Consider the following 24,537-nt stretch of genomic DNA (forward strand, 5'->3'; position numbering starts at 1 on the left):
CCCTGTCCCGCCCCCGTGGGGCCATCTTCCGAGGGAGTACTTGTGAACGACGCAACGGCGCTGCCCGAGTTGTTCGCCGCGCAGGCCGCTCGCAGTCCTGACGCGATCGCGGTGGAGACCGTGGCCGACGGAGCTTCCGGTCCCGCGACCGTCATGACGTACGGCGTCCTGGAGCGGCGGGCCAACCGGCTTGCGCACCGGCTGCACACGCTCGGCGCCGGCCCGGGCACCACGGTCGGTGTGTCGCTGCGCCGTGAGCCGGACCTGCTGGTCGCCCTGCTGGGCGTATGGAAGGCGGGCGCGGCCTACGTGCCGCTGGACCCCGACCATCCGGTGGAACGGCTGGCGTGGGCGCTGTCCGACACCGGTGCCCCACTGATCCTCATCGGCGGCGACACGGCGCCGACCGGCGCCGTCCGCGCGGTCCCGGTCGGCGCCGCGGACGAGCACGGGTTCCCCGACACCTCCGCCGGGCTGTGCCCCTCCGATCCGGCCCGGCCTGCCTACGTCCTGCACACCTCGGGGTCCACCGGCCGGCCCAAAGGGGTGGTGATACCGCACGCGGGCATCGCCAACCGCGTACGCCATCTGACGGAGCGTCACGGCATGGGTGCGGGCGACCGGGTTCTGCAGAAGACGACAATCGGGTTCGACGCGGCCGCACTGGAGCTGTTCGCCCCGCTGATCTGCGGAGGCACGGTGGTGCTAGCCCCGGACGGGGTGACCCACGACCCGACGACGATGGTTCGAGCGGTCGCCGAGGGACGTGTGACGGTCCTGCAGGCGGTTCCTTCGGTTCTGCGGGCGCTGGCGGACGCCCCCGGCTGGGCCGGGTGCCGCGCGCTGCGGCTGATCTTCAGCGCCGGCGAACCCCTGCATGCGGAGCTGTGCCACCGACTGCTGGCGCATGTGCCGGACGTCGAGATCTGGAACACCTACGGTCCGACCGAGTGCTCCGTCGATGTCACCGAGCACCGCTTCGACCCGGCGCAGGCAACCGGTCCGGTACCGATCGGGCGGCCGCTCACCGAACTGCGGGTGCTGCTCCTGGACACGTACGGCCATCCAGTGCCGCGCGGCGCCGTCGGGGAACTGCACGTCGGCGGAGTCGGACTCGCTGACGGCTATCTCGGCCGGGCGGGGCTGACCGCCGAGCGTTTCGTCCCCGACCCGTACGGGGCGCCCGGCGCTCGGCTGTACCGAACCGGGGACCGGGCGCGCTGGCGCTCGGACGGGGCCCTGGAATACCTCGGCCGACTGGACCAGCAGGTCAAGGTGAACGGCGTACGCATCGAACCCGGCGAGGTGGAGGCGGCATTGGCCGCTCACCCCGGGGTGAGCGCCGCGGTGGTGGGCGCCCGGGCAGACCTCGGCCCCGGCCACCGGCTCGTCGCATGGATCCAGGCGCGCGGCGCCCAGCCGTCCCCGCAGGACCTGCGGGCCTTCCTGCGGCGCACGCTGCCGGCGTCGTTCGTCCCGTCGGTCTTCGTACCCGTGGACGACTTCGCCCGGACCTCCAGCGGCAAGATCGACCGGAACGCCCTGCCCGACCCCGCGTCCGCCGAGGAGACACTTCACGGGCACGTGCCCGTGAAGAGCGACAGTGAACGTCAAGTGGCCCAGGTCTGGGCGGACATGCTCGGCATCCCCGTCGACACGGTCGGCGCGCACGACGACTTCTTCCAGCGCGGCGGCTCGTCGCTGGTGCTGACCCAGCTCGCCGAGCGCCTGCACGACGCCAGTGGCCAACAGGTCGATCTACGCGCCCTGTTCAGCACCACCACGGTCCGGGGACAGGCCGCCCTGCTTGCCGGGGGGACGGCGGAACGGCGGAACGAGCCGGTCACACCCCAGCCGCGCGACGTCCCGCTGCCGCTCTCCCCCGGGCAGCAGGGCCTGTGGCTGTCGGAGCAGATGCGGCCCGGCAGCCCGGAGTGGATCGCCCCACTGTGGATCCACCTCCCCGCAAGCTGGAGCGACCGCGTCATCCGCACCGCCCTGGAACTGCTCGCCGCGCGGCACGAGATCCTGCGCACCCGTTACGCGCTGCGCGACGGCACCCCGGTCCAGACGGCCGATCCGGTTCCCACGCCGCCCGAGCTACGCGTGGTCGAGGTACTGGACACGACCACCGAACGGGCGGCACTCGACGAGGAGTTCAGCCGTGGCTTCGACTTGGAGCACGGGCCTGTGTGGCGGGCCCTCCTCCTGCGCCGGCCCGGCGGGGCGGCCCCTGTCCTCGTGGTGACGGTCCATCACATCGCCTGCGACGGCTGGTCGGCGGTGATTCTCGCCCGTGACCTGCGGGCCCTCGGCGAGGCCACGCACGAAGGCACACCGGTCCTTCTGCCCGAGCCGCCGGTACAGTACGCGGACCACGCTCTCTGGCAGCACCGGCACCTCGACGAGGTCGCCCTGGGCGAGCAACTCGGGTACTGGCGTGCCGCGCTCAAGGGCAGCTCCGTGCTGGACCTGCCCGCCGACCGGCCGCGGCCCGGTGAGCGCGACGCGCGGGGGGCCGTACGCACCTTCACCGTCCCGGCCCGACTGGCCGACCGCGTCGAGGCGCTCGGCAGGAGTGTCGGCGCCACCGCGCACCAGACCTTCCTCACGGCGTACGCCACGCTGCTCACCCGGCTCACGGGCCGCCAGGACGTCGTCGTCGGCGTGCCGGTTGCCGGCCGGAACCGGCCCGAGGTCGCGGAGACGGTGGGCTTCTTCGTCAACACCCTCCCGCTGCGGCTCGGACCGCGAGCCGACCGCCCCGTCACCGACGCCGTCGCCCATGTCCGGGACGCCGTCCGGGACGCCCTCGCGCACCAGGACGTGCCGTTCGGCCGGCTCGTACAGGAACTCGCGCCGCCGCACGACGCCGCCCGCACGCCGCTGTACCAGGTGATGTTCGACTTCCATGAGGAGGGCCGCACCGGCATCGGCGGCACGGACCTCGACGCCTTCCGGGCCACCTGGCACAGTGCCCGAACCGACCTGACCCTCGTGGTGCAGCGGCGGCCGGACAACGGGCTGCAGTGTGTGATGGAGTACGCGACCGCGCTGTTCGACGCCGCCACCGTAGACCGGTTCGCGGCCTGCTGGACGAGGCTGCTGGAGTCATTCGCCGCCGCTCCCGACGGCCGCCTCGGCGAGGCCGAGATGCTGCCGGCCGACGAGGCCACCCGCATCCTGGCCCTCGGCACCGCACCGACGGCACACCGTCCTGTCGAGGGCTGTGCCCACACCGCTTTCACGGAGACGGTACGGCGGACTCCCCGGGCCACCGCCGTCGTGCATGCCACCGGTGAGCTGACGTACGAGGAACTGGACGAGCGCGCCAACCAATTCGCGCACCGGCTGCGCGGCCTGGGGGCCGGTCCGGAGACCACCGTCGGACTCATGCTGGGCCGGACCCCGGACCTGATCGCCGGCATGCTCGGCGTCTGGAAGGCGGGCGCCGCGCAGGTGCCGCTCGACCCTGCCGCCCCGGACGAGCGGCTGGCGCACATTCTGGCCGACGCGGACATACGCGTCGTCGTCGCCGACGCGCCGGGTGTGCGGCGCCTCTGCAGCCTGAGCGACGTCCGCGCGCTGGCCGTCGACGACCCCGGTCTCAAGGACGCCCCGCGCACCCCACCCGCCGTCACCCTCTCTCCCACCCACCTCGCCTACGTGCTGTACACCTCCGGCTCCACTGGCCGTCCCAAGGGCGTCGGCGTCGAGCACGGCTCCCTGCTGCGCATGCTGCACGCCTCGCGCGAGAACCTCGCCTTCGGACAGGGGCCCGAAGACGCCTGGCTCGCCCTCGCCCGGCCCACGTTCGACATCTCCTTCACGGAGTTGTTCATGCCGCTCGTCGCCGGCGGCCGGGTGGTCCTCGCCGACGAGCCGACCAGCGGGGATCCCGCGGCACAGCTCGACCTCGTCGAGCGGCACCGTGTCACCCACCTTCAGGTCGCGCCGTCGCACTGGCGGATGCTCATCGACGCCGGTCTCGGCGAGCGACCGCTGATCGGGCTGACCGGCGGCGAGCCGTGCCCACCCGCGCTCGCCCGCGATCTGACCCGCCGACTCAAGCGCTTCCTCAACGAGTACGGCCTCACCGAGACCACCATCGCCGCGACCCACTGGGACGGCGACGAGACCGCCGCGGTCGTCCCGATCGGGCGGCCCTACCCGCACGCCACCGCCCGCGTCCTCGATCCCTTACTGCGGCCCATACCGCCGGGCGTGGACGGCGAGCTGTACATCGGCGGCGCTGGAATCGCCCGCGGCTATACCGGGCAGCCGGGGCTGACCGCGGAGCGGTTCATGCCGGACCCCCACGGCGCCCCGGGGGCCCGCCTGTTCCGCACGGGTGACATCGCCAGGATGCTGCCAGACGGTCAGCTGGTCTTCGCCGGTCGCCTCGACGGGCAGGTCAAGATCCGCGGCCGGCGGGTGGAAACCGGTGAGGTGCGGGCCACGCTCGTGGAACACCCCGGCCTCGCCGAGGCGGCGGTCACGGCGCACGGCGCGGGCGAGGACGCCCGGCTCGTCGCCTACTGCGTCCCCGCGGGCGGCGCTCTCCCGTCGACGGCCGAACTGGTCGCCCACTGCGCCCGCCGACTGCCCGACCACATGCTGCCGGCGCTCTTCGTCCCGCTGGCAGCCCTGCCGCTGACCCCGCACAACAAGGTCGACACCGCGGCGCTGCCCGTTCCCGACCTGGCCACCGCGGCGGCCGACGAGCCGTACACCGCGCCGCGCGGGCCCGCCGAGGAGGTGATCGCCGAGATCTGGGCCGAGGTGCTGTCCGCGCCCGACGGGCGCGCACCCCGGATCGGAGCACACCACGACTTCCTCCGCCTGGGCGGGGATTCGCTGCGGGCCGCCCGGCTGGTGGCCCAAATCCGCGAGACGTTCGATGTCAACCTGCCGCTGCGCACGGTCTTCGCGCGGCGGACCGTCGCCGAACTCGCCCTGGCGGTCGAGGAGGCGCTACGGGCGGAGATCGCGGCCCTCACCAACACCGAACTGGCCGACACCCTCAGGGAGCACCACCCGTGACCGCACCCGCCGACCACCCCGCCGCCGCGGACAACGGCGCCGCTCTGCGGGAGGAGTTGCTGCGCCGCCGCCTCGGCGGTGCCGCGGCCCGGCCCCGCCCAGAGATCCCTCGCGTCCCACGCACCGTGCCGCTGCCCCTGTCCGCCGGTCAGCGCCAGCTCTGGTTCCTGCAGCAGCTGGACCCGGACAGCCCGGCCTATCTGCTGCCACTGGTGCACCGGCTGCACGGGCTGCTCAACACCGACGCGCTGCGCGAGGCCGTCGGCCTGCTGACCGAGCGCCACGAGATCCTGCGCACGCGCTATGTCATCGGCGACGGCGAGCCGTTCCAGGTCGTCGACCCGCCCGGCCGCCCAGTGTTCGAGCGGACGGACCGGCACGGACTGACCGAGGCCCAACGGGACATGGCCGCCGCCGAGTTCACCGACATGGAGCTGCGGACCCCCATCGACCTGGCCGCCGGCCCCCCGCTGCGGGTGCGGCTTCTCCGCCTCGCCCCGGACGACCATCTGCTGGTGGTCGTCGTCCATCACATCGCGTGCGACGCGTTCACCCGGGCCCTGCTGCTGACCGAGCTGGGCGAGTTCTACCGCGCCCGAACCGAGCACCGGGCGCCTCGGCTCCCCGAACGACCGACGCAGTACGCGGACTACGCGGCCTGGCAGAACGAGCAGCAGCGCAGCGCGGCAGCACAGCGCGAACTGGCTTGGTGGAAAGAGCAGTTGGCCGGAGTGGCCCCGCTCGATCTGCCGACCGACCGCCCACGACCCACCCTGCGGTCCTGGGAGGGCGCGGAAGTGCGGTTCACCGTTCCCGCCGAAACCGGCAAGCCGCTGCGGGACTTCGCCCACGAGCACGGCGCGTCCCTGTTCACCGTGTTGCTGACCGCCTTCCAGGTGCTGCTGTCCCGGCACACCGGTGCCCAGGACGTCACAGTGGGGACCGCCGTCTCCACGCGGAACCGTCCGGAGCTGACGGGGATGGCCGGGTACGCCTACAACAGCCTCGCGCTACGGGCCCGTTGGCAGGGCGACCCCTCGTTCACGCGGCTCGTCCAGGACAACCGGGAGCGGCTGCTCGCAGCCTTGGACCACCGGTCCACTCCGTTCGACCGGCTGGTCGACACTGTCGATCCGGCCCGGGACCCGGCGTCCACGCCGGTGTTCCAGGTGATGCTCGACCTGGTCACCTCGGACGGCGACTCCGGGCTGCGGCTGCCGGGTGTCGATGCCCGGCCCGTCGCACCGCCCTGCCATGTCTCCCGCTTCGATCTCACCGTCCATCTGGAGGAACGGCAGGACGGTTCGCTGGACGGCGCGCTGGAGTTCGCCACAGCTCTGTTCGACGCCACGACCGCCGGCCGCTTCGCGGGTCACTTCACCAGGCTGCTGGCGTCGGCAGCCGCGACGCCGGAGGCGCCCGCCGCCGCGTTGGACCTCTTCGACGACACCGAGCGCGCCCTGCTCCTGGACGGCCCGAAGCGACCCGTCGGTACCGCGAGGGTTCTGGACCTGAGCGCCCTGCGCCCGGTCCACGAGGACGTCCGGCGGCAGGCACTCCGGACACCGGAAGCGGTCGCCGTCGTCCACGGCGACCTGCGGATGCCGTACCGCGAACTGAACGCGCTCACCGATCGCATCGCGGGACGGCTGAACGTTCTCGGGGCCGGAGCCGAGGATACCGTCGCCGTCCTGCTGGACCGCGGCCCCGACCTGGTGGCCTGTCTGCTGGGCGTCTGGCGGACCGGCGCCGCCTACGTGCCGCTCGACCCCGGACATCCCGACGAGCGGCTGGCGTACATCCTCGCCGACACCGGCACCCGGCTGGTGGTCACCGAACGCCGGTACTCGGACCGGCTCGCCGGCAATGGCGTACGGCTCGTCGTGATCGACGACGAGGACGAACGCGCCGCCCTGCTCGACTGCCCGCCCCCGCCGGCCGACACAACCGGTCACGATCTCGACCGGCTCGCCTACGTCATCTACACCTCGGGGTCGACCGGACGGCCCAAGGGCGTCATGGTCACCCACCGGGGCCTCGCCAACTACCTGGGCTGGACCGCGCAGGCATACGCGAGCGCGGGCGACGGCGGTGCTCCCGTGTTCTCCTCCATCGCCTTCGACCTCGGTATGCCCGACCTGTTCACACCGCTGCTCACCGGGCAGCCGGTGCATCTGATCGACCAGGACGTCGACATCGACGACCTCGGGGCCAAGCTGCTGGCCGGAGCGCCGTACGCGTTCGTCAAGCTCACCCCCGGACACCTGGATCTGCTGCTCCGGCAGCTCCGGCCGGAACAGGTGGCACGGCTCGCCGGGCTGGTCATCGCCGCCGGGGACTCGTTCACGGGACGGCTCGCCGACCGCTGGGCGGAGGCGGCGGGGCCGGGCGGGACCGCGCTCGCCGCCGAGTACGGGCCGACCGAGATCACCGTGGGCAACTCCGCCTACTTCGTCGACGGCCCTGTCGACACCGAGCTGGTCTCCATCGGCCGGGCCATCCCGCACACCACGATGCTCGTCCTGGACGAGCACCTGCGGCCTGTGCCGCTCGGCGGTGTCGGCGAGGTCTGTATCGGTGGTATCGGCGTCGCCCGGGGCTATGCGGGCCGCCCGGAGCTGACCGCGGAGCGCTTCGTCCCGGATCCCTACGGTCCTGCCGGCTCCCGCATGTACCGCACCGGAGATCTCGCACGCGTGCTGCCCGACGGCAACGTCGGTTTCGTCTCCCGGACCGACCACCAGGTCAAGCTACGGGGATACCGGATCGAGCTGGGTGAGATCGAGAACTCGCTGACCGCCGACGCCGCCGTCGCCGAGGCGGTGGTCGTCGTACGGGAGGACCGGCCGGGCGACAAGCGACTCGTCGGCTATCTGGTGGCCGCTCCCGGGGCCGATACGGCGGCGCTGGAGCCGGCGCGCCTACAGGCGCTGCTCGCCCGGTCCCTGCCCTCCTACATGGTGCCGGCCGCTTTCGTCCGGCTGGCCGGGTTACCGCTGACCGCCAACGGGAAGCTCGACCGGAAGGCGCTTCCGGCGCCCGGCCGGGCGGCCACGGCCGCGGCCGAGCACACGGCGCCGCGTACGGGGGCGGAGAGCGCGATGGCGTGTGTGTGGGCCGAGGTGCTGGGTCTGGACCGGGTCGGCGTCCACGACAACTTCTTCGATCTTGGCGGGGATTCGCTGCGCGCGGTCGCCCTGGCCGGCGCGCTTCGCGACGCCGGGACCGCCGTCTCCGTACGGGATGTGTTCGAACACCGCACCGTGGCCCGGCTCTGTGCGGCCGTGGGCTCGTCCCCGGTCGTGAACTCACCGGAGCCGGTGGCTCCGTTCGCACTCATCGATCCGGAGGACCGGGACAACCTGCCCGCCGACGCGGTCGACGCGTATCCGATCTCCCGCGTCCAGGCCGGGATGATCATCGAGATGTTCGGCTGCAGCGGGCAGAACCGTTATCACAACATCACGTCGTTCCGGATCCGCGACGACCGGCCCTTCGCCCCCGACGCCTTCCGGGCCGCCTGCGCCCTGGTCGTCGCCCGGCACGAGGTGATGCGGACCTCGTTCGCGCTCACCGGATTCTCCCGGCCCCTGCAGATCGTGCAGCGGCACGCCACGCTCCCGTTCACCCCCCACGACCTGCGACACCTGCCGGAGCCGCTGCGCCGGCGGGAGCTGGAGGACTGCGCCGCGCGGGAGCGGGCGGTGTTGTTCACCCTCTCCGAACCGCCCCTGATGCGTATGAACACGCATGTCCTGGACGACGAGAGCTGGTGGCTGTCGATCACCGAGGCCCACCCCGTCATCGAGGGCTGGAGCTACCACTCCCAGCTCATGGAGCTGCTGCGGAGTTACGAGCGGATCCGGGACGGTCTTGAGCCGGATCTTCCGCCCGTTCCCGGCAGCGTCCGCTTCGCCGACTTCATCGCCGCCGAACTGCGGGCCCTGGCCTCGGACGGGGACCGGTCCTTCTGGCACCGCGTCCTCGACGAGAACGAGCAGTTCCGCATCCCCCACGAGTGGGCCGGGCCTCCTGCTTCGACGCCGGAGCGCTACCGGATCGACATCCCGCTTGGCGACCTCGAACCGGGACTGCGGCGACTGGCCTCGGCGACCGGTACGTCGTACAAGAGCGTGCTGCACTCCGCGCACGCCAAGGTGCTCGGACTGCTCGCGCCGCCGGGGGCGTTCCGCGGCGGCATGGTGATCGACGCCCGGCCCGAGGCGCCCGGCGCCGACCGGGTCTCCGGCATGTATCTCAACTCGGTGCCCTTCCCCTACCCGCGAGCGACCGGGACATGGGGCGAACTGGTCCAGGAGGTCTACGACCGCGAGGTCGGGCTGTGGCCGCACCGACGATTCCCGATGCCCTCGATGCGGCGCCACGCCGACGAAGGGCACCTTGTCGACGTCCTCTTCCACTACCTGGACTTCCACCAGCTCGACACCGACCTCGTCGACATCACGGCCAGCCGCGACGACAGCCCCAACGAGTTCGCCCTCGTCGTCGGCACCCCCTCCGCCGGCCATCTCAGCATCGCCTCCGATACGCGGACCCTGCGGCGGGAGTGCGGGAAGCGGCTTGCCCGGATGTATCGGGCCGTGCTGTCGGACATGGCCCGAAAGGGGGCGGAGGGTGACGCGCGCAGGTCGTACGCCGACGATACCGAGGAGCCGCCGACGCCCCTCTCCGGGCCCGAACCGGCCGAAGCACTGGCCGCATTCGAGGCGCAGGTCCGCCGGACGCCCGACGCCGTCGCTGTCACGGCCGGTGCACGGAAGGTGTCGTACGCCGAGCTTGATGCCCGCGCCAACGGCCTGGCGCACCGGCTGCGTTCGCTCGGTGCCGGGGTGGAGAGCCGGATCGGAGTGCTGCTGGACCGTGGGCCGGACCTGGTCGTGACTCTGCTGGCGGTATGGAAGGCGGGGTCGGCGTATGTGCCCGTCGATCCGGAGATGCCGGACGCGCGGGTGCGGGCCCTGTTCACCGATTCCGGGTGCGCCATGGTGGTGGTCGAGGAGCGGTATGCGGAGCGGATCGGCGGACTGCGGTCGCTGTTCGTCGACGCGGCCGAGACATCGTCCGCCCCGGTCCGTGAGGGAGCTGCGTGCGACCGGCAACGGCTCGCCTACGTCCTGCACACGTCCGGGTCGACCGGTGCGCCCAAGGGCGTCATGGTCAGCCAGCACGCGCTCGCCCACTACCTGGGTTGGGCCGTCGAGAACTATCTGACGGCCGACCGGGGCGGGGCCCCGGTCTTCACCTCCATCGGCTCCGACCTCGGCGTGACCGCCCTGTTCGCGCCGCTGATGTGTGGCCGGACAGTGCACCTGCTGCCGCAGCGGTGGGCGCAGGCCGACCTGGGGCGACAGCTCCTCGCGTACGCGCCCTACGCCTACGTCGGGCTGACGCCAGGTCATCTCGCGTTGCTGGAAGAGCAGTTGAGCGACACCGAACTGGCGTCACTCACCGCCACGCTGGTCTGTGCCGGCGACGCCTACCCAGGTGATCAGGCCGACCGCGTGCGAGCCCGGGCCGGCGAGGGGACCCGGCTGGCGTCCGAGTACGGGCCCACCGAGGCGACCGTGGCCGCGGCGGCACACCGGCCGGACGGGCCGGTACTGCGTTCCCTGGTGCCCCTGGGACAGGCCCTGCCCGGCACGACCCTGCGGGTGCTCGACGCGGGAGCCGATCCCGTGCCGACGGGCGTCGTCGGTGAGCTGTACATCGGCGGCCCCGGCCTGGCCCGCGGATACACCGGGGATCCGACGCTGACCGCAGAGCGTTTCGTCCCCGACCCGTACGGTCCGCCGGGAGCACGGTTGTACCGCACCGGTGACCTGGCCCGGGTGCTGCCTGACGGCGAAATCGAGTTCTGCTGCCGGGCAGATGACCAGATCCAGGTGCGCGGGCACCGGGTGGAGCCCGCCGAGATCGAGGCTGCGCTTGCCGCCGACCCGACTGTGCGCGAGGCGCTGGTCGCCGGCGTGCCCGGACCGGCCGGTGAGCCGCGGCTCACCGCCTGGGTGGTGCCCACCGACGCCCGGGCCGCCTCTCTGTCCCCCGTCGCGCTCAGCGACCGACTCCGCACGCTGCTGCCGGAACCCCTGGTCCCGGCGAGGTACGTGACCATCGACGCGCTGCCGCTGACCGCGCACGGCAAGCGGGACCGCAGGGCCCTCGTAACGGCCGCGGCCGCCGGCCGCTCGGCCTACGCCGTCGGCCTGCCTTACCGCCCGCCCCACACTCCGAACCAGCGGACGCTGGCCGACGTCTGGCGCCGGACGCTCGGTGTCGACCGGGTCGGGCTGGACGACGAGTTCCGCGCGCTGGGCGGCGACTCGCTGACGGCGCTGTCCGTCCTGTCCGCCGCCCGGCGGGCGGGGCTCGACCTGGACCTGGCCACCGTTCTGAAGCATTCCACGATCGCCGCGCTGGCCGAGGCCAGCACACTTCGGGAGGTTGACCACCGTGAAGCACCATCCAGTACGCCACTTGATATCGCTGGACGATCTGACGGACGACGATCTGCGTGAGGTGGTCGAGCGCGGGGCCCAGCACGCGGCAGCCTCCGATGCCGCCACATCCGGAGCCGTGGACCGGCCTCTCGAAGGGCTCGTCGCCGGTATCTACTTCGTCAAGACCTCGACGCGCACCCGGACGGCGTTCTCGACGGCCATGCTCCGCCTCGGCGGGACGATCGTCAGCTACGGTCCGGGCGACCTCCAGACAAACACCGGCGAGACGAACGAGGACACCGGCCGGGTCCTGTCGCGCATGCTCGACCTGCTGGTCGCCCGCACGGCCGGCGACCCGGGCGAGATGCGCCAGTGGGCCACGCAGAACCGGATGGCGGTCGTCAACGCCATGAGCGCCGACGAACACCCCACCCAGGCCCTGGCCGATCTGACCACACTGACCCGGCACTTCGGGCGGGTCGAGGGACTACGGCTGCTGTACGTGGGCGAGGGCAACAACACGGCCGCGGCCCTCGCCCTGGCCCTGAGCCGCTGTCCCGGCGCGGAGCTTCACCTGCGCACACCCCCCGGCTACGGGCTGTCGGCCGCGATCCTGGAGCGGAGCCGGCGACAGGCCGCCCGCAGCGGCGCGGCGGTACTCGAACGGCATGACATGGATGTCCTGCCCGGAGGCGTCGACGCCATCTACACCACGCGCTGGCAGACCACGGGCACGGTGAAACCCGATCCCCGTTGGCGGGAGACCTTCGCGCCCTTCCAGATCACCGACGCGCTGTGGGAGCACAGCCCGCGTGCCGTGTTCCTGCACGATCTGCCCGCACACCGCGGGGAAGAGGTCACCGCGGATGTCCTGGACGGGCCGATGAGCATCGCCTTCGACCAGGCCGAGAACAAGATGTACAGCGCGATGGCCGTCCTGGAGTGGTGCCGAGCGGGCCAGTGGCAGCACGTCGACGGCGGGATCCCGGCCACAGCGAGCGCGGGACGAACATGAGTCTCGCCGGGGCTCCGGCCGACCGCCGGTCCCCGCTTCGGGAGAACCGGGACTTCCGGCTGTTGTGGGGCGGGGCCGGTCTGTCCGTGCTGGGCAGCCGGGCCACGGCGATCGCCTACCCGCTGGTTGTCCTGTGGTTCACCGGCTCCTCGCAGTCGGCCGGGCTGGTCGGGTTCGCCCTGTTCCTTCCGCTGCTGCTGGTCCAGCTGCCGGGCGGGGCGTTGGTGGACCGCTGGGACCGCAGACGGCTGATGCTGTACAGCAGCGCCGGTTCGGCCCTCGTCGGCGCCGGCGTCGCGGTGGCGCTACTGACGGACACCTTCTGGCTGCCGCATCTGCTCGCGTCGGCCTTCGTCGAGGGCAGCCTGACGGCGATGTACCAGCTGGCCGAACGAGCGGCTGTACCCACCCTGGTCACGGAGCAGCAGATCCCCGCCGCGCTGGTCAGCAACGAGGCCCGGACCCGGGGTGCGGCGCTGCTCGGCCAGCCCCTGGGCAGCGGTCTGGCCGGGATGTCCGGCGGGCTGCCGTTCGCCCTGGGGTTCCTGATGCACACCGGTTCGCTGCTGTGTCTGGTGCGGGCACGAGGGCCGTTCCGGGCACCGGTCGACGTGCCGCGGCGGAGCATCGCCGCCGAGGTGGCCGAGGGGCTGGTATGGCTGTGGCGGCAGCGCTTCCTGCGGGTGGTGATCGTCGCCGTCGCTGTCTCCAACATGCTGTTCCAGGGGCTCAACCTGGCGGTGATGTCCATGATGCACAACGACGGGCAGTCCGCCCTGACCATCGGCCTGGTGACCACACTGAGCGGCGCGGGCGGGCTGCTCGGGTCCCTCCGCGCCGACTGGTGGATCCGCAGTTTCTCGATGCGAGCCCTTGCTGTCGGCGCGCTGGTGGCGTGGACCGTCCTGATGGTGCCCCTGTCCAGCCTCCATCACGTCGTCGTCCTCGGCGCGCTCTTCGCGGGCAGCGGTTACGTGGGCGGCGTCTTCAACGTCGCGGCCGGCGTCCTGCTCGCCCGGACCGCACCACTCCACATGCAGGGCCGGGCCAACAGCGTGGTCTCCTTGGTCGCCTCCGGCGCCATGTCGGCCGGTCCGTTGACCGCCGGCTTTCTGCTGGAGCCGCTCGGCTCCGCCCGCACGATCCTCGTCTTCAGCGCAGTCATGGCCGCCACCGCGCTCTTCACCTCGGTATCCCGGGGCATCCGGGCGGGCGCGCCCGTGGCCGACCTGTCATAAGACTCGTAGAGACCATTTATAGCTGCGGCTGAAAAAGTCATGCTGCCAGCGCCGCCAAGCGGCCGGACCAGAAAATCCAATGAACTCTGAAAAGGAGCTGGAAACGTGGCGAATAATCTCACCGGGAGGCGCACGGTACTGCGCACCGCGCTAGGTGTGACAGCGGTCGCCGCTCTCGCCGGTACCAATACCGTCCAGGCCCGGGCCACCGAGAGGAATCCGACCACAGGGGCCGAATCGACATCTTTTCCGGACGTTCCCGGAATGGTCGGGGACCGGCGGGCCAATGAGTTCTGGTACCAGTACGACCAAAAGTTCTATCTAAATCCCACCCAGGAGATCAGCGCGGCGCTCGGCCAGATCATCGCCCTGTTCGGAGGATTCGACAAGACCTGGGACGTGTGGCTTTCCCACTACCGGGGCGGAGCCTACCCGTACAGCTTCATCGAGTTCCTGATGCCTGTGAAGGACTCGTTCGTCTTCCTCTCCCAGGAGCAGCGGCTCGTCTACGACGAGTACTTCGGCGGCGCTCACCGCCGGGATCTCGTCACCGCGCTCAAGGAATTCGGGCAGGGCACGCTTTACGACCCGCGATGCTCGGCGGGCAACAAGGTGCACATGATGAATTTCACCCCGCCCGACCCCACGCACAGCTATCACCGTTGGCACACGTTCCTCCGCGCCTTCGAACTCCTGGACATCGACGCCCACTGGTGGACCCAGGTGCACCGTCTGGCGGGTACCGCGTGGGAACTTCAGTCGATGGCACAGCCGCGGATCGACGCCAACGACAATCCGCATCTGCCGTCGCACACCGTGTGCAAGGTCACCGCCAAGTGGGCGGCGCGCTCTCCCGGGCAGCTGGACCGGGCCTTCGCCGTCTTTCCCTACCCGGCCGACATGGCGGGCTGAGACGCCACACACCGCACTGACGATCACGGGAGCCCTATCCATGCTGCTCGAAGACACCGCGCCCGCCGTCCCCCGGATCGGGGTCTGGACGGTCGGAGCACGCGGATCACTCGCCACGACCGTGGTGGCCGGCGCCGCCGCCCTCGAAGCCGGACTCGTCGCCCCGACCGGGTGCGTCACGGAACTGCCGCCGTTCCACGCCGTCGGCCTACCGCCCGCGGGAGACCTGGTCTTCGGCGGGCATGACGTGGTCGACGTGGGCCTGCCGGAACGGGCGCGGCGGCTCGCCGACTCCGGTGTCCTGCCCGCGGCACTGCTCCCCCGTCTGCGCGGCGCCATGGAGGCAGCGGACCTGGAGGTGCGCACCGGCGTCCGTGACGGCTGCACGGAACCGCAGTCCGCAGTGGCCGCGCGGCTCACAGCCGACCTCGCCGATTTCCGGGCCCGGCACCGGCTGGACCAGGTCGTGGTGGTCAACCTCGCCTCCACCGAACCGCTCCCCGCACACGACCCCGCACACACCTCGCTGACCTCACTCCGCGCGGCGCTGAACAGCCGTACCGACGTACTGCCATCGAGCTCGCTCTACGCGTACGCGGCCCTGGACGCGGGCTGCTCCTACGTCAACTTCACGCCCTCGGCCGGGGCGTGTCTGCCCGCGCTGGAGGAACTGGCCCGGCTGCGGGGAGTTCCCCACACGGGACGGGACGGCAAGACCGGGGAGACGCTCGTCAAGAGTGTGCTGGCCCCCATGTTCGGACAGCGCGCGCTGAAGGTCAGGGCCTGGGCCGGCAGCAATCTGCTGGGCGGCGGTGACGGGGCCACTCTCGACGATCCGGAGGCGGCCCGCAGCAAGATCGAGTCGAAGCGCCGCAGCCTGCGCGAGATCCTCGGGCACGAGGTCGAGGACGTCGTCCACATCGACAACGTACCGGCGCTTGGCGAGTGGAAGACCGCCTGGAACCACATCGCCTTCGAGGGCTTCCTCGGTGTCGGCATGACACTCCAGTTCACCTGGCAGGGCTGCGACTCGGCGCTGGCCGCGCCTCTCGTCCTGGACCTGGTCCGGCTGACCTCGCTGGCCGCACGCCGGGGCGAGGCGGGTGCCCTGCCCTCCCTCGGCTTCTTCTTCAAGGACCCCCTCGCCTCGACCGAGCACAGCCTGTCCAGGCAGTACGACGCGCTGTGTGCCTGGGCCGCGGCCGCACCCCGTGACGCGAGTCGGCACGCGAGCCTGGCGGCGGCGACCGTGCCGGGGACGTGATGTCCACCGCCTGGGTGCCAGGTCCCGTACGGCTCGCCGACATCGCCGAACTGATACGCGCCCCCGCCGCGTTCACCGTGCCCGGCGACGTCCTTCTCGGGGCGGTCACGTCGAGGCAGCAGCCGAACGTGCGGACGCTGGGGCTGGCCGCCTCGTCGGTCGCCCTGTACTGGGCAGGCATGGCGCTCAACGACTGGGCCGACCGGCACGTCGACGCCGTCGAGCGGCCCGAGCGTCCGCTGCCGTCGGGCCGGGTCGCCCCGCGCACCGCCCTCGGCGTGGCCACTGGCCTGACCCTGGGATCTCTCGCTCTCACCCATCTCGCCGCGGGCCGCCGGGCCGTATTGCGCCGCGCGCTGCCGCTCGCCGCAACCATCTGGGCCTACGACCTGGGCCTGAAGTCGACCCGATGGGGGGCACCGGCCATGGCGCTCGCCCGGGGTCTGGACGTCCTCCACGGAACGGGATCCGGCGCGGCCCGCGGGGCCGCGTTCCCGGCCGCCGTGATCGCCGTCCACACTCATGCGGTGACCCGGCTCAGCCGACACGAGGTGGACGGCTGTACCGGTGCCCAGCCACACATCGCGCTGGCGACGACGGCCGCGCTGAGCCTCATGGCGTGCGCCCTGCCGGAACCTGGGGTACAGGGCATCGCAGCGGGCTTGGAGGGGGCCCGTGGCCACGCTCCGGCCCACGCAGGCGACAGTCCGTTCCCGGCGGCCCGCACCACCATGGCCGCACTGTATGCGGCCACGGCCGGCCCAGCCCAGTTCCGCGCCGTCCGGCGGCCGGGAGCGGCCCGGGTGCGGGCCGCCGTCGGCGCCGGCATCCATGCCTTCCTCCCCCTGCAAGCCGCCCTGCTGGCCCGTGCTGGGCGCCCCGTGCTCGGCAGTCTTCTGTCGGCGGCGCTGCCCCTCGCAACGAGGTCGGCGCGAAAGGTGTCATTTACATGAAAACGGAAGAGCGAGTTGTACCGTCCGCCGAATCGCTGCGCTTCGCCTACGGGACCAACGGCTTCGGCGACCACCGCCTCAACGACGCGATCAGGGTCCTCGCGGACCTGGGTTACCGCGGAATCTCCCTCACGCTCGACCATCACCACCTCGATCCTTACGCCCCCGGCCTCACCCGGCGGGTCGATGCGGTCCGACGCACCCTCGACGCCGCAGGTCTGTCCGTGGTCGTCGAGACCGGCGCCCGCTATCTGCTCGACCCCTGGCGCAAGCACCGGCCCACCCTGCTCTGCGGCGAAGGCAGGGAGCTGCGGATCGATCTGCTCCGGCGGGCGGTCGACATCGCCTCGGGCCTCGGCGCCGAAGCGGTGCACCTGTGGAGCGGGAGCGCGCCGGAGGACGTGTCCGAGGAACTGGCCTGGGTCCGACTTGTCGACGGCTGCGCCGAGGTCCTCGGTCACGCCGAACGGGCCGGTGTCCCGATCGCCTTCGAACCGGAACCGGGCATGCTCGTCTCCGACCTGGCGGGATACCGTCGGCTGTGCGCGGCCCTCGGCACCCCCGACCGGTTCCTGCTGACGCTCGACATCGGGCACTGCCAGTGCGTGGAGCCGCTCCCCCTTGAGGAGTGCGTGTACCAGTCGGCGGACCGACTGGCGCACGTCCAGATCGAGGACATGTACCGCGGCGTCCATTCTCATCTGCCGTTCGGCGAGGGCGAGATCGACTTTCCGCCGCTGCTGCGGGCCCTCGCCGCGATCGGCTACGACGGACTGGTGTCCGTCGAACTGCCCCGCCACAGCCACGCCGCCACCCGCACGGCCCGCACCAGCCTGGACTTCCTGCGTGCCGCGGCCGCCGTCCACCGTCCCGAGGAAAGCAGGTCCGTCCGATGACCCGCCCCACCTCTACCGATTCCGCCTCCCTACTCCTGCACACCCTGCACACCTCGCTCCACTCCTGCCTCGACCCTGTCGCGCTGCGCTGGCTGGAGGAATCGGCAGCCGTCGTCGCCGACGACACCCCGGCGCTGGCGGCCCTGTTCCCTGTGGCTCGACGGCGGTGCGGTGGCGCGCCCCTGACCGGCTGGTGGGGCTGGAGTCGGGCAGACGGCGCCCGTACTGTCCTGCTGTCGAGCACCGCCCTCGACGGCCCGGAACTGGCCGACGCCGTCGTGCGCCTCTACCGCGGCGGAGACCCCGGTGAGCGGTGCGGCGTACTGCGCGCCCTGCCCTTCCTGCCCCTCGGTGACCGCGCACTGCCCGTCGTCGACGACGCGCTGCGCACCAACGACACCCGGCTGATCAGCGCCGCGCTCGGCCCGTACGCCCGGGCCCGGCTGGACCAGCAGCGCTGGCGGCAGGCTGTGCTCAAGTGCCTGTTCACCGGGATCCCGCTGGCCTGTGTCGCCGGGCTCGACGAGCGCCGGGACACCGAACTGGCCGACATGGGCCGGATGTTCGTCAAAGAGCGGCAGGCGGCGGGCCGGTCCGTGCCCGACGACGTCTGGCTCATCGTCCGGCCCTGCTGAAGCCCTCGCCAAAGCTCTGAAAGGGACCCGCGCGTGCGCATCTTCGACCCGCACATCCACATGACCTCACGAACCACCGACGACTATCGGGCAATGTCCGCGGCCGGCGTTCGTGCCCTGGTGGAACCGGCCTTCTGGTTGGGCCAGCCCCGGACGTCGCCTGACAGCTTCGCCGACTACTTCGACGGCCTCCTCGGCTGGGAACCCTTCCGCGCTTCCCAGTTCGGCATCCGGCACCACTGCACGATCGGCCTCAATCCCAAGGAGGCCAACGACCCGCGCTGCGTCCCCACCCTCGACCTGCTGCCGCGCTACCTGGTCAAGGACGGCGTGGTCGGCGTCGGGGAGATCGGCTTCGACAGCGGCACCCCCGAGGAGGAGTACGCCTTCGCCGCACAGCTGGAGCTGGCGGCCGAGCACGGCTTGCCGGCCCTCGTCCACACCCCGCACCGTGACAAGGTCACCGGCACCGCCCGGTCCCTCGCCCTGATCGCCGGCTCCCGGCTCCACCCGTCATACGCCGTCATCGATCACCTGAACGAGCTGACAGTCGGTCAGGTCGCCGATTCCGGCTGCTGGATGGGATTCTCCATCTATCCGGACACCAAGATGACCCCGGAGCGGATGGTGCGCATCCTCCAGCAGTACGGCACGGAGCGGATCCTCGTGAACTCCGCCGCGGACTGGGGTAACAGCGACCCGCTGCTCACCCACGCGACCGGACGGGCCATGCTCGACGCGGGGTTCGACAACGACGACGTCGACCGGGTGCTCTGGCGCAACCCGGTCACGTTCTATGGACAGAGCGGGCGACTGGACCTCGGCGAGACCGAGGACGTCGGCGACGCGCTGTACGCGGGCAACTCCATTCTGCGCGGCACGCTCTGAGACGGGACCGATCATGAGATTCCGGCACCGAGACGGCAGCACCATCCACCTCTCCTACTGCACCAACGTCCACCCGGCCGAGGACCTGCCGGGCATCCGGGCGCAGCTGGCCGCCCACTCCGTTCCCATCCGGAAACGCCTCGGCTGGGATGTGCTGGGGCTCGGGCTGTGGCTGCCCCGTCCGGCCGCCGAGGCACTCGCCGACGATCCGGCCGCCGTCGCCCGGCTGCGGGCCGAACTGACCAGTCGTGGGCTGGAGGTCGTCTCGCTGAACGGCTTCCCGTACCAGGGCTTTCATGACCCCGTGGTCAAGTACGCCGTCTACACGCCGGACTGGACCGACCCTCGGCGGCTGGCATACACCCTGGACCTGGCCCGGGTACTCGCCGGTCTGCTGCCGGACGATGTCCGCGAGGGCAGTGTCTCCACCATGCCCTTCGCCTGGCGCAACCCGTGGGACGCTTCCCGGCACGACGCGGCGCGACGTCACCTGGACATCCTCGGGCGCGAGCTGCGACGGCTCGCGGCCGACACGGGCCGACACATCCGCGTCGGTCTCGAACCCGAGCCCGGGTGCGTCGCCGAGACCGTGCAACAGGCTCTGGACGCCCTGACCGGCACCGACGCGGACTATGTGGGGCTGTGCCTGGACGCCTGCCATCTTGCCGTGGCACATGAGGACCCCGTGGAGTCCGTGGCGGCCGCTGTGCACGCGGGCAGGCCAGTGGTGAAACTCCAGGCGTCGGCGGCGCTCCAGGCCGACCGCCCGGACCAGGAGCATGTACGCGCGGTCCTGGCCCCGTTCGCCGAGCCGCGGTTCCTCCACCAGACCCGAGAGGCAGTAGGGCAGCCCGGGTCCGTCGTCCTGCTCGATCGGGACGACCTCGTGCAGGCACTCGACCGTGCCGACGGACTCCCCGGGGACAACCCGTGGCGCATCCACTACCACGTGCCCCTGCACGCCGATCCGAGCCCGCCGCTGAGCAGCACCCGCCAGACGTTGTCCCGGACCATGCAGGCGCTCTTCGACAGGCCCACCGCGCTCACCCGGCACGTGGAGGTGGAGACATACACCTGGTCGGTGCTGCCCGGGGAACAGGCCCGCTCCCACGACGACGTCACGGCCGGTGTGGCCGCCGAGCTCGACTGGACGCGCGGGGCGTTTCACGCGCTGGGCCTGACCGAGGAGTCGACACCGTGAACACGGACCGGAACCGCAAGCAGGTCGCGGTGATCTGCACCGTGGGTGTGACCCCACGTCTGCTGCGGCACATGCCTCACCTGCGCGCCGTCGGCGAGCAGGGCTTCACAGCACGGCTGGACACAGTCTTCCCGGCGGTCACCGCGACGGTCCAGGCCACCTTCACCACCGGGCTCCTCCCCCGCCACCACGGCGCCGTCGCCAACGGCTGGTACCACCGCGACCAGGGCGAGATCCTCATGTGGCGGCAGCACAACGGGCTGGTCGGCGGTGAGAAGGTCTGGCAAGCCGCACGGGCCCGGGACCCTGAGCACACCTCGGCCTATCTGTGCTGGTGGTGGGCGATGGGCGCGCAGGTGGACACCGTCCTGACACCGCGCCCGGTGTACCACTACGACGGCCGCAAGGGGCCTGACTGCTACACGGTTCCCGCGACGCTGCACGACGAACTCACCGCGCGCTTCGGGCCGTTCCCGCTGTTCTCCTACTGGGGGCCGACCGCAGGCATTGCTGCCACCCGCTGGATCGCCGCCGCGACCCGCCATGTGGTGGACCGCCGGAACCCCGATCTGTCCTTCGTCTACATCCCGCACCTCGACTACGACCTCCAGCGGTTCGGCCCCGACAGCCCGAAGGCAGTGCGGGCCGCCCGGGACGCGGATGCCGTGCTCGGTCCGCTCCTCGCAGATCTGCGCGCGCGGGGGTTCGCGGTGCTCGCGCTGAGCGAGTACGGCATCTCACCCGTGCACCGCCCGGTGGACATCAACCGGGCGCTGCGGCGCGAGGGACTCCTCGAGGTCTACACCCAGAGCGGCATGGAGTATCTCGATCCGCACACCTCGCGGGCCTTCGCCGTGGCCGATCACCAAGCGGCTCATGTCTATGTCCCCGACGGCACGGACATTCCTCGGGTCCGGGATGTGCTGGCCGCGCTGCCCGGCGTCGACGAGGTCCTCGACCGCGCCGCGCAGGCCCGGCTCGGCATCGACCACTACAATGCGGGCGAACTGGTGGTCGTCGCCGAGCCGGACGCGTGGTTCACGTACTACTACTGGCTGGACGACGAGCGCGCGCCCGACTTCGCACGCGGCGTCGAGATCCACCGTAAGCCCGGATACGACCCGGCCGAGCTGTTCTTCGACCCGGCCGACCCACTGGTCAAGGCGAAGGCGGCGCTCGCGCTGCTGCGCAAGAAGGCCGGCATGCGAGCCCCCCTGACGCTCGTACCACTCGACCCGACGTGGGTACGGGGCAGCCACGGCCGGCTGCCGGAGAACGCGGAGGACACGCCGATGGTGCTCTGTTCCGAACCGGCGGAGGAGCGGGAACGCTTCCACGCCTCGGAGATCAAGGACCTGATCCTGGGTCTCCTCGACGAGAAGTGAACCCCGCCCCCGCACGCCCAGGACAGCGGTTCAACGGCAGCGGACCGAAGTGTCGAGCCCGGTCATGAGTTCGGCGACCCGAGCCGCGGTCGGTGCGTCGGCGCGGTCCACCACTTGGCCGTCGGCGAGGAAGAGGACGGTGTCGGCGAAGGAGGCGGCGACCGGATCATGGGTCACCATCACGACGGTCTGCGCCGTCTCGTCCACACAGGCACGCAGTTGCATGAGGATTTCCTTGGCCATGAAGGTGTCCAGCGAGCCAGTGGGCTCGTCGGCGAGTACCGCGTCCGGCCGGGTGACCAACGCCCGGGCTATCGCGACGCGCTGCTGTTGGCCGCCGGAAAGCTGGGAAGGGAAGTGCCGGACCCGGTCGCGCAGGCCGACGCGCGCAATGATCTCCTCGCACCACGCCCGGTCCTCGGGCAGTTGCGCGAGTCTACGGGGCAGGAGGATGTTCTCGGCGACGGTCAACGCCGGCACCAGGTTGAACGACTGCGAGACGAATCCCACCCGCGCCCGGCGCAGGCTGGTCAGTTGTGCCTCGTCCAGCCCGTCGATCTGGGTGTCACCGATCCAAAGGCTGCCGGACGTCGGCGTTTCCAGGCCAATCGCGCAGTACAGCAGGGTGCTTTTTCCGGAGCCCGACGGTCCCATGAGAGCGGTGAACGTCCCGCGCGGTATGACTAAGGAGACCTCGTCAAGTGCTCGGATCTCCCTTCCCGCACGCCCGAAAACCTTGGTGACCTTCTCTAGGCGGAGAGCATGAACGGACCCGGAACCGCACGCCGGCGTCTGCGATCGATCGCGGTGGTGCAACATCATGAACTGGCCTCTTCCTCTGTCCGTCGTGGGGGGCAGGAGTCGGCGATGCTCATCACATGAGGCTGCCCTCCGCCACGTTGACGGCGTGCGGTCGGTATCTGCTCAGGAGTTCGGGGCGCAGATCCTCGTACAGGGAAGACAGAGCGTCGTTGACGAACAACTCACGTGCCAGCCGGCGTGAGACACGGCCGGTCTGTGTTCGCGGCAATATGCCCGGCTGTACGAGCACCAGGCCACCGAGTGAGACGCCGCAGGCTCCAGCCGCCGCACTGCGGATCTCAGCCGCCAGCTCTGCCAAGCTTCGGGAGGCGGCGAGGGCAGGGGCGTACTCGTGCAGGACGACAACTTCCGGGTCGGATGCCTGCACGGTGAATACACTCCCGGTCAGCCCGCGAAAGCCTTCGTCCAACGGCTCGATCAGCTCCAGCAGGCGCTTCAGATGCAAATAGCCTCCCTCGTGGACGACAACGTCCTCCAGTCGTCCGGACACATAGATCTCGCCGTCAAGAACCGCGCCGAAGTCTCCGGTGCGCAGGAAGCCACCGTCTCCATCCGCGGTGACGGCCCGGAAGGTGCGGACTGTCGCGTCCTGCTTGTTCCAGAAGCCGCGCCCCAAGCTCTTGCCGCGGAGCCAGATCTCTCCGATCTTGCCGTCGGGCACCACCGCGAGGGTCTGCGGATGGACGACGCGGACGTCAAGGTCGACGGGTGCTCCCCGACTGACGAGCCGAGGCAGCCGGGTGTCCGACCCGTCGACGAGTTCGTCGTTGACCAGGACCGGTCCGGTGTTGATCTGGAGGACGGCCGCAGGCTGGTCGGGGAGCGAGAAGGTGGCGCATCCACTGGTGCCGGGCGGGTTGTAAGAGGTGCGCAGCACCGAAGGCCGGAAGCCGGACACGGCGAACCGCTCCGTGAATCGGGTCAGGGCAGCCCGGTCCAGGGCACCACCCGAGACGAACGCGTACTTCCAGGCCGACAGGTCCAGCTCCGCCGCCTCTCCCGGAGTGGACTCCGCCGCGCACAGCGCGTACCCGAAGTCCGGTGCCACGCTGGCCTCTGCGCGCCAGCGGCTCATCATCCGAGTCCAGATGCGTGGAGACCGCAGGAACCCGACGGACGACGTCATGACGGTCGTGGCACCCAGGTACAGGGGCATCAGCAGCAGCGGGACGACTCCGGTGCCCTGCTCGACTGGCAACCAGTTGGCGAAAACCGCGCCCAGGTCCAGCCGCAGGGCCCGCCGGTAGCTGTCCAGACCGTGCAGCAGGTTGTCGTGTCCGATCATCACGCCGTGCGGTTCGGCGGTGGCACCCCAGGTGTACTGCAGCAGCGCGAATGGTTCCCGGGAGATCAGCGGTCTGCGCCACTCGTCGGGCGATCCTGTCGCGGCGATGTTCGTGGCGCTGCACAGCATGTGGTCGAGGCCCGGCTGGTCCGCCCAGGCCGCCACGGTCGGTAACTCGGTGCTGTCGGTGAGGGCGATACGGGGATCGGCGTCCAGGGCGATTCCGGTCGCACGTTGCAGGTGATGCCGACGACCGTCGGGCACAGGCGCCGGTACCGGCACCATTCCGGCGTACATACAGCCGAGCAGGCTCTTCACGAATTCGAGGCCAGGGCGATACAGCAGCAGGACGCGTTCCCCGCTCCCGCAGCGGCCTCGGAGCCACACTGCGCGGGCCCTGGCCGCCCGGTCGAGCTCTGCGTAGGACATCGATGTCTCAAGCGGCCGTAGCCCGTCGTCCTCGTGCACGAACACCACTGCCAGGCGATCGGGAAAGTCTCTGGCGTGGTCAGCGACGACATCCACAATGCTCGCCTGCATGC

Annotated in this window: 14 protein-coding genes; 12 read left to right on the top strand and 2 right to left on the bottom strand. The window is 71.2% G+C overall.

Going from position 1 to position 24,537, the window contains the following annotated elements; genetic code table 11:
• Positions 1-42: 42 nt before the first annotated feature.
• The 12 genes from AB0I51_RS41260 (at position 43) to AB0I51_RS41315 (ending at position 21,888) form a co-directional block, all read left to right on the top strand.
• Complete coding sequence (locus tag AB0I51_RS41260; protein WP_362983522.1) at positions 43-5,043, top strand: amino acid adenylation domain-containing protein; 5,001 nt, start codon at positions 43-45, stop codon at positions 5,041-5,043.
• Positions 5,040-11,579: an amino acid adenylation domain-containing protein gene (locus AB0I51_RS41265; protein ID WP_362983523.1), complete on the top strand. Its 6,540-nt coding sequence runs from the start codon at positions 5,040-5,042 to the stop codon at positions 11,577-11,579. Before AB0I51_RS41260 ends, AB0I51_RS41265 begins: the two co-directional genes overlap by 4 nt.
• On the top strand, positions 11,515-12,516 hold the full coding sequence (locus AB0I51_RS41270) for an ornithine carbamoyltransferase (RefSeq protein WP_362983524.1): 1,002 nt from the start codon (positions 11,515-11,517) through the stop codon (positions 12,514-12,516). The genes AB0I51_RS41265 and AB0I51_RS41270 overlap by 65 nt, the downstream gene beginning before the upstream one ends.
• Positions 12,513-13,754 carry an MFS transporter gene (locus AB0I51_RS41275; RefSeq protein WP_362983525.1) on the top strand — a complete coding sequence of 414 codons (1,242 nt, stop codon included), beginning with the start codon at positions 12,513-12,515 and terminating at the stop codon, positions 13,752-13,754. The genes AB0I51_RS41270 and AB0I51_RS41275 overlap by 4 nt, the downstream gene beginning before the upstream one ends.
• 105 nt (positions 13,755-13,859) lie before the next feature.
• Positions 13,860-14,666, top strand: coding sequence for a Tat pathway signal sequence domain protein (locus AB0I51_RS41280; protein WP_362983526.1), 807 nt, complete (start codon positions 13,860-13,862; stop codon positions 14,664-14,666).
• Between the two features lie 40 nt (positions 14,667-14,706).
• Positions 14,707-15,930 (top strand): inositol-3-phosphate synthase, encoded by a 1,224-nt coding sequence (locus AB0I51_RS41285; RefSeq protein WP_362983527.1) that lies wholly within the window; start codon positions 14,707-14,709, stop codon positions 15,928-15,930.
• Entirely contained in the window at positions 15,930-16,883 is a 954-nt protein-coding gene (locus AB0I51_RS41290; RefSeq protein ID WP_362983528.1) for an SCO3242 family prenyltransferase, read from the top strand. Before AB0I51_RS41285 ends, AB0I51_RS41290 begins: the two co-directional genes overlap by 1 nt.
• The gene (locus AB0I51_RS41295) at positions 16,880-17,779 is read left to right on the top strand and encodes a sugar phosphate isomerase/epimerase family protein (protein WP_362983529.1); all 900 of its coding nucleotides are present in this window, start codon (positions 16,880-16,882) and stop codon (positions 17,777-17,779) included. Before AB0I51_RS41290 ends, AB0I51_RS41295 begins: the two co-directional genes overlap by 4 nt.
• Entirely contained in the window at positions 17,776-18,414 is a 639-nt protein-coding gene (locus AB0I51_RS41300) for an EboA domain-containing protein (RefSeq protein ID WP_362983530.1), read from the top strand. Before AB0I51_RS41295 ends, AB0I51_RS41300 begins: the two co-directional genes overlap by 4 nt.
• A 33-nt stretch (positions 18,415-18,447) precedes the next feature.
• Positions 18,448-19,302 (top strand): TatD family hydrolase, encoded by an 855-nt coding sequence (locus AB0I51_RS41305; protein WP_362983531.1) that lies wholly within the window; start codon positions 18,448-18,450, stop codon positions 19,300-19,302.
• 13 nt (positions 19,303-19,315) lie between these two features.
• Positions 19,316-20,503: a metabolite traffic protein EboE gene (gene eboE / locus AB0I51_RS41310; protein WP_362983532.1), complete on the top strand. Its 1,188-nt coding sequence runs from the start codon at positions 19,316-19,318 to the stop codon at positions 20,501-20,503.
• A gap of 29 nt (positions 20,504-20,532) precedes the next feature.
• Positions 20,533-21,888: a nucleotide pyrophosphatase/phosphodiesterase family protein gene (locus tag AB0I51_RS41315; protein WP_362983541.1), complete on the top strand. Its 1,356-nt coding sequence runs from the start codon at positions 20,533-20,535 to the stop codon at positions 21,886-21,888.
• A 30-nt stretch (positions 21,889-21,918) separates the two neighbouring features.
• Here AB0I51_RS41315 and AB0I51_RS41320 read toward each other — a convergent pair whose 3' ends face one another.
• A complete protein-coding gene (locus tag AB0I51_RS41320) occupies positions 21,919-22,707 on the bottom strand; it encodes an ABC transporter ATP-binding protein (protein WP_362983542.1) in 789 nt (262 codons plus the stop codon).
• 55 nt (positions 22,708-22,762) lie between these two features.
• Complete coding sequence (locus tag AB0I51_RS41325; protein WP_362983533.1) at positions 22,763-24,535, bottom strand: AMP-binding protein; 1,773 nt, start codon at positions 24,533-24,535, stop codon at positions 22,763-22,765.
• Positions 24,536-24,537: the final 2 nt, after the last annotated feature.

It is taken from the genome of Streptomyces sp. NPDC050549 (assembly GCF_040655035.1).
Classification (GTDB): Bacteria; Actinomycetota; Actinomycetes; order Streptomycetales; family Streptomycetaceae; genus Streptomyces.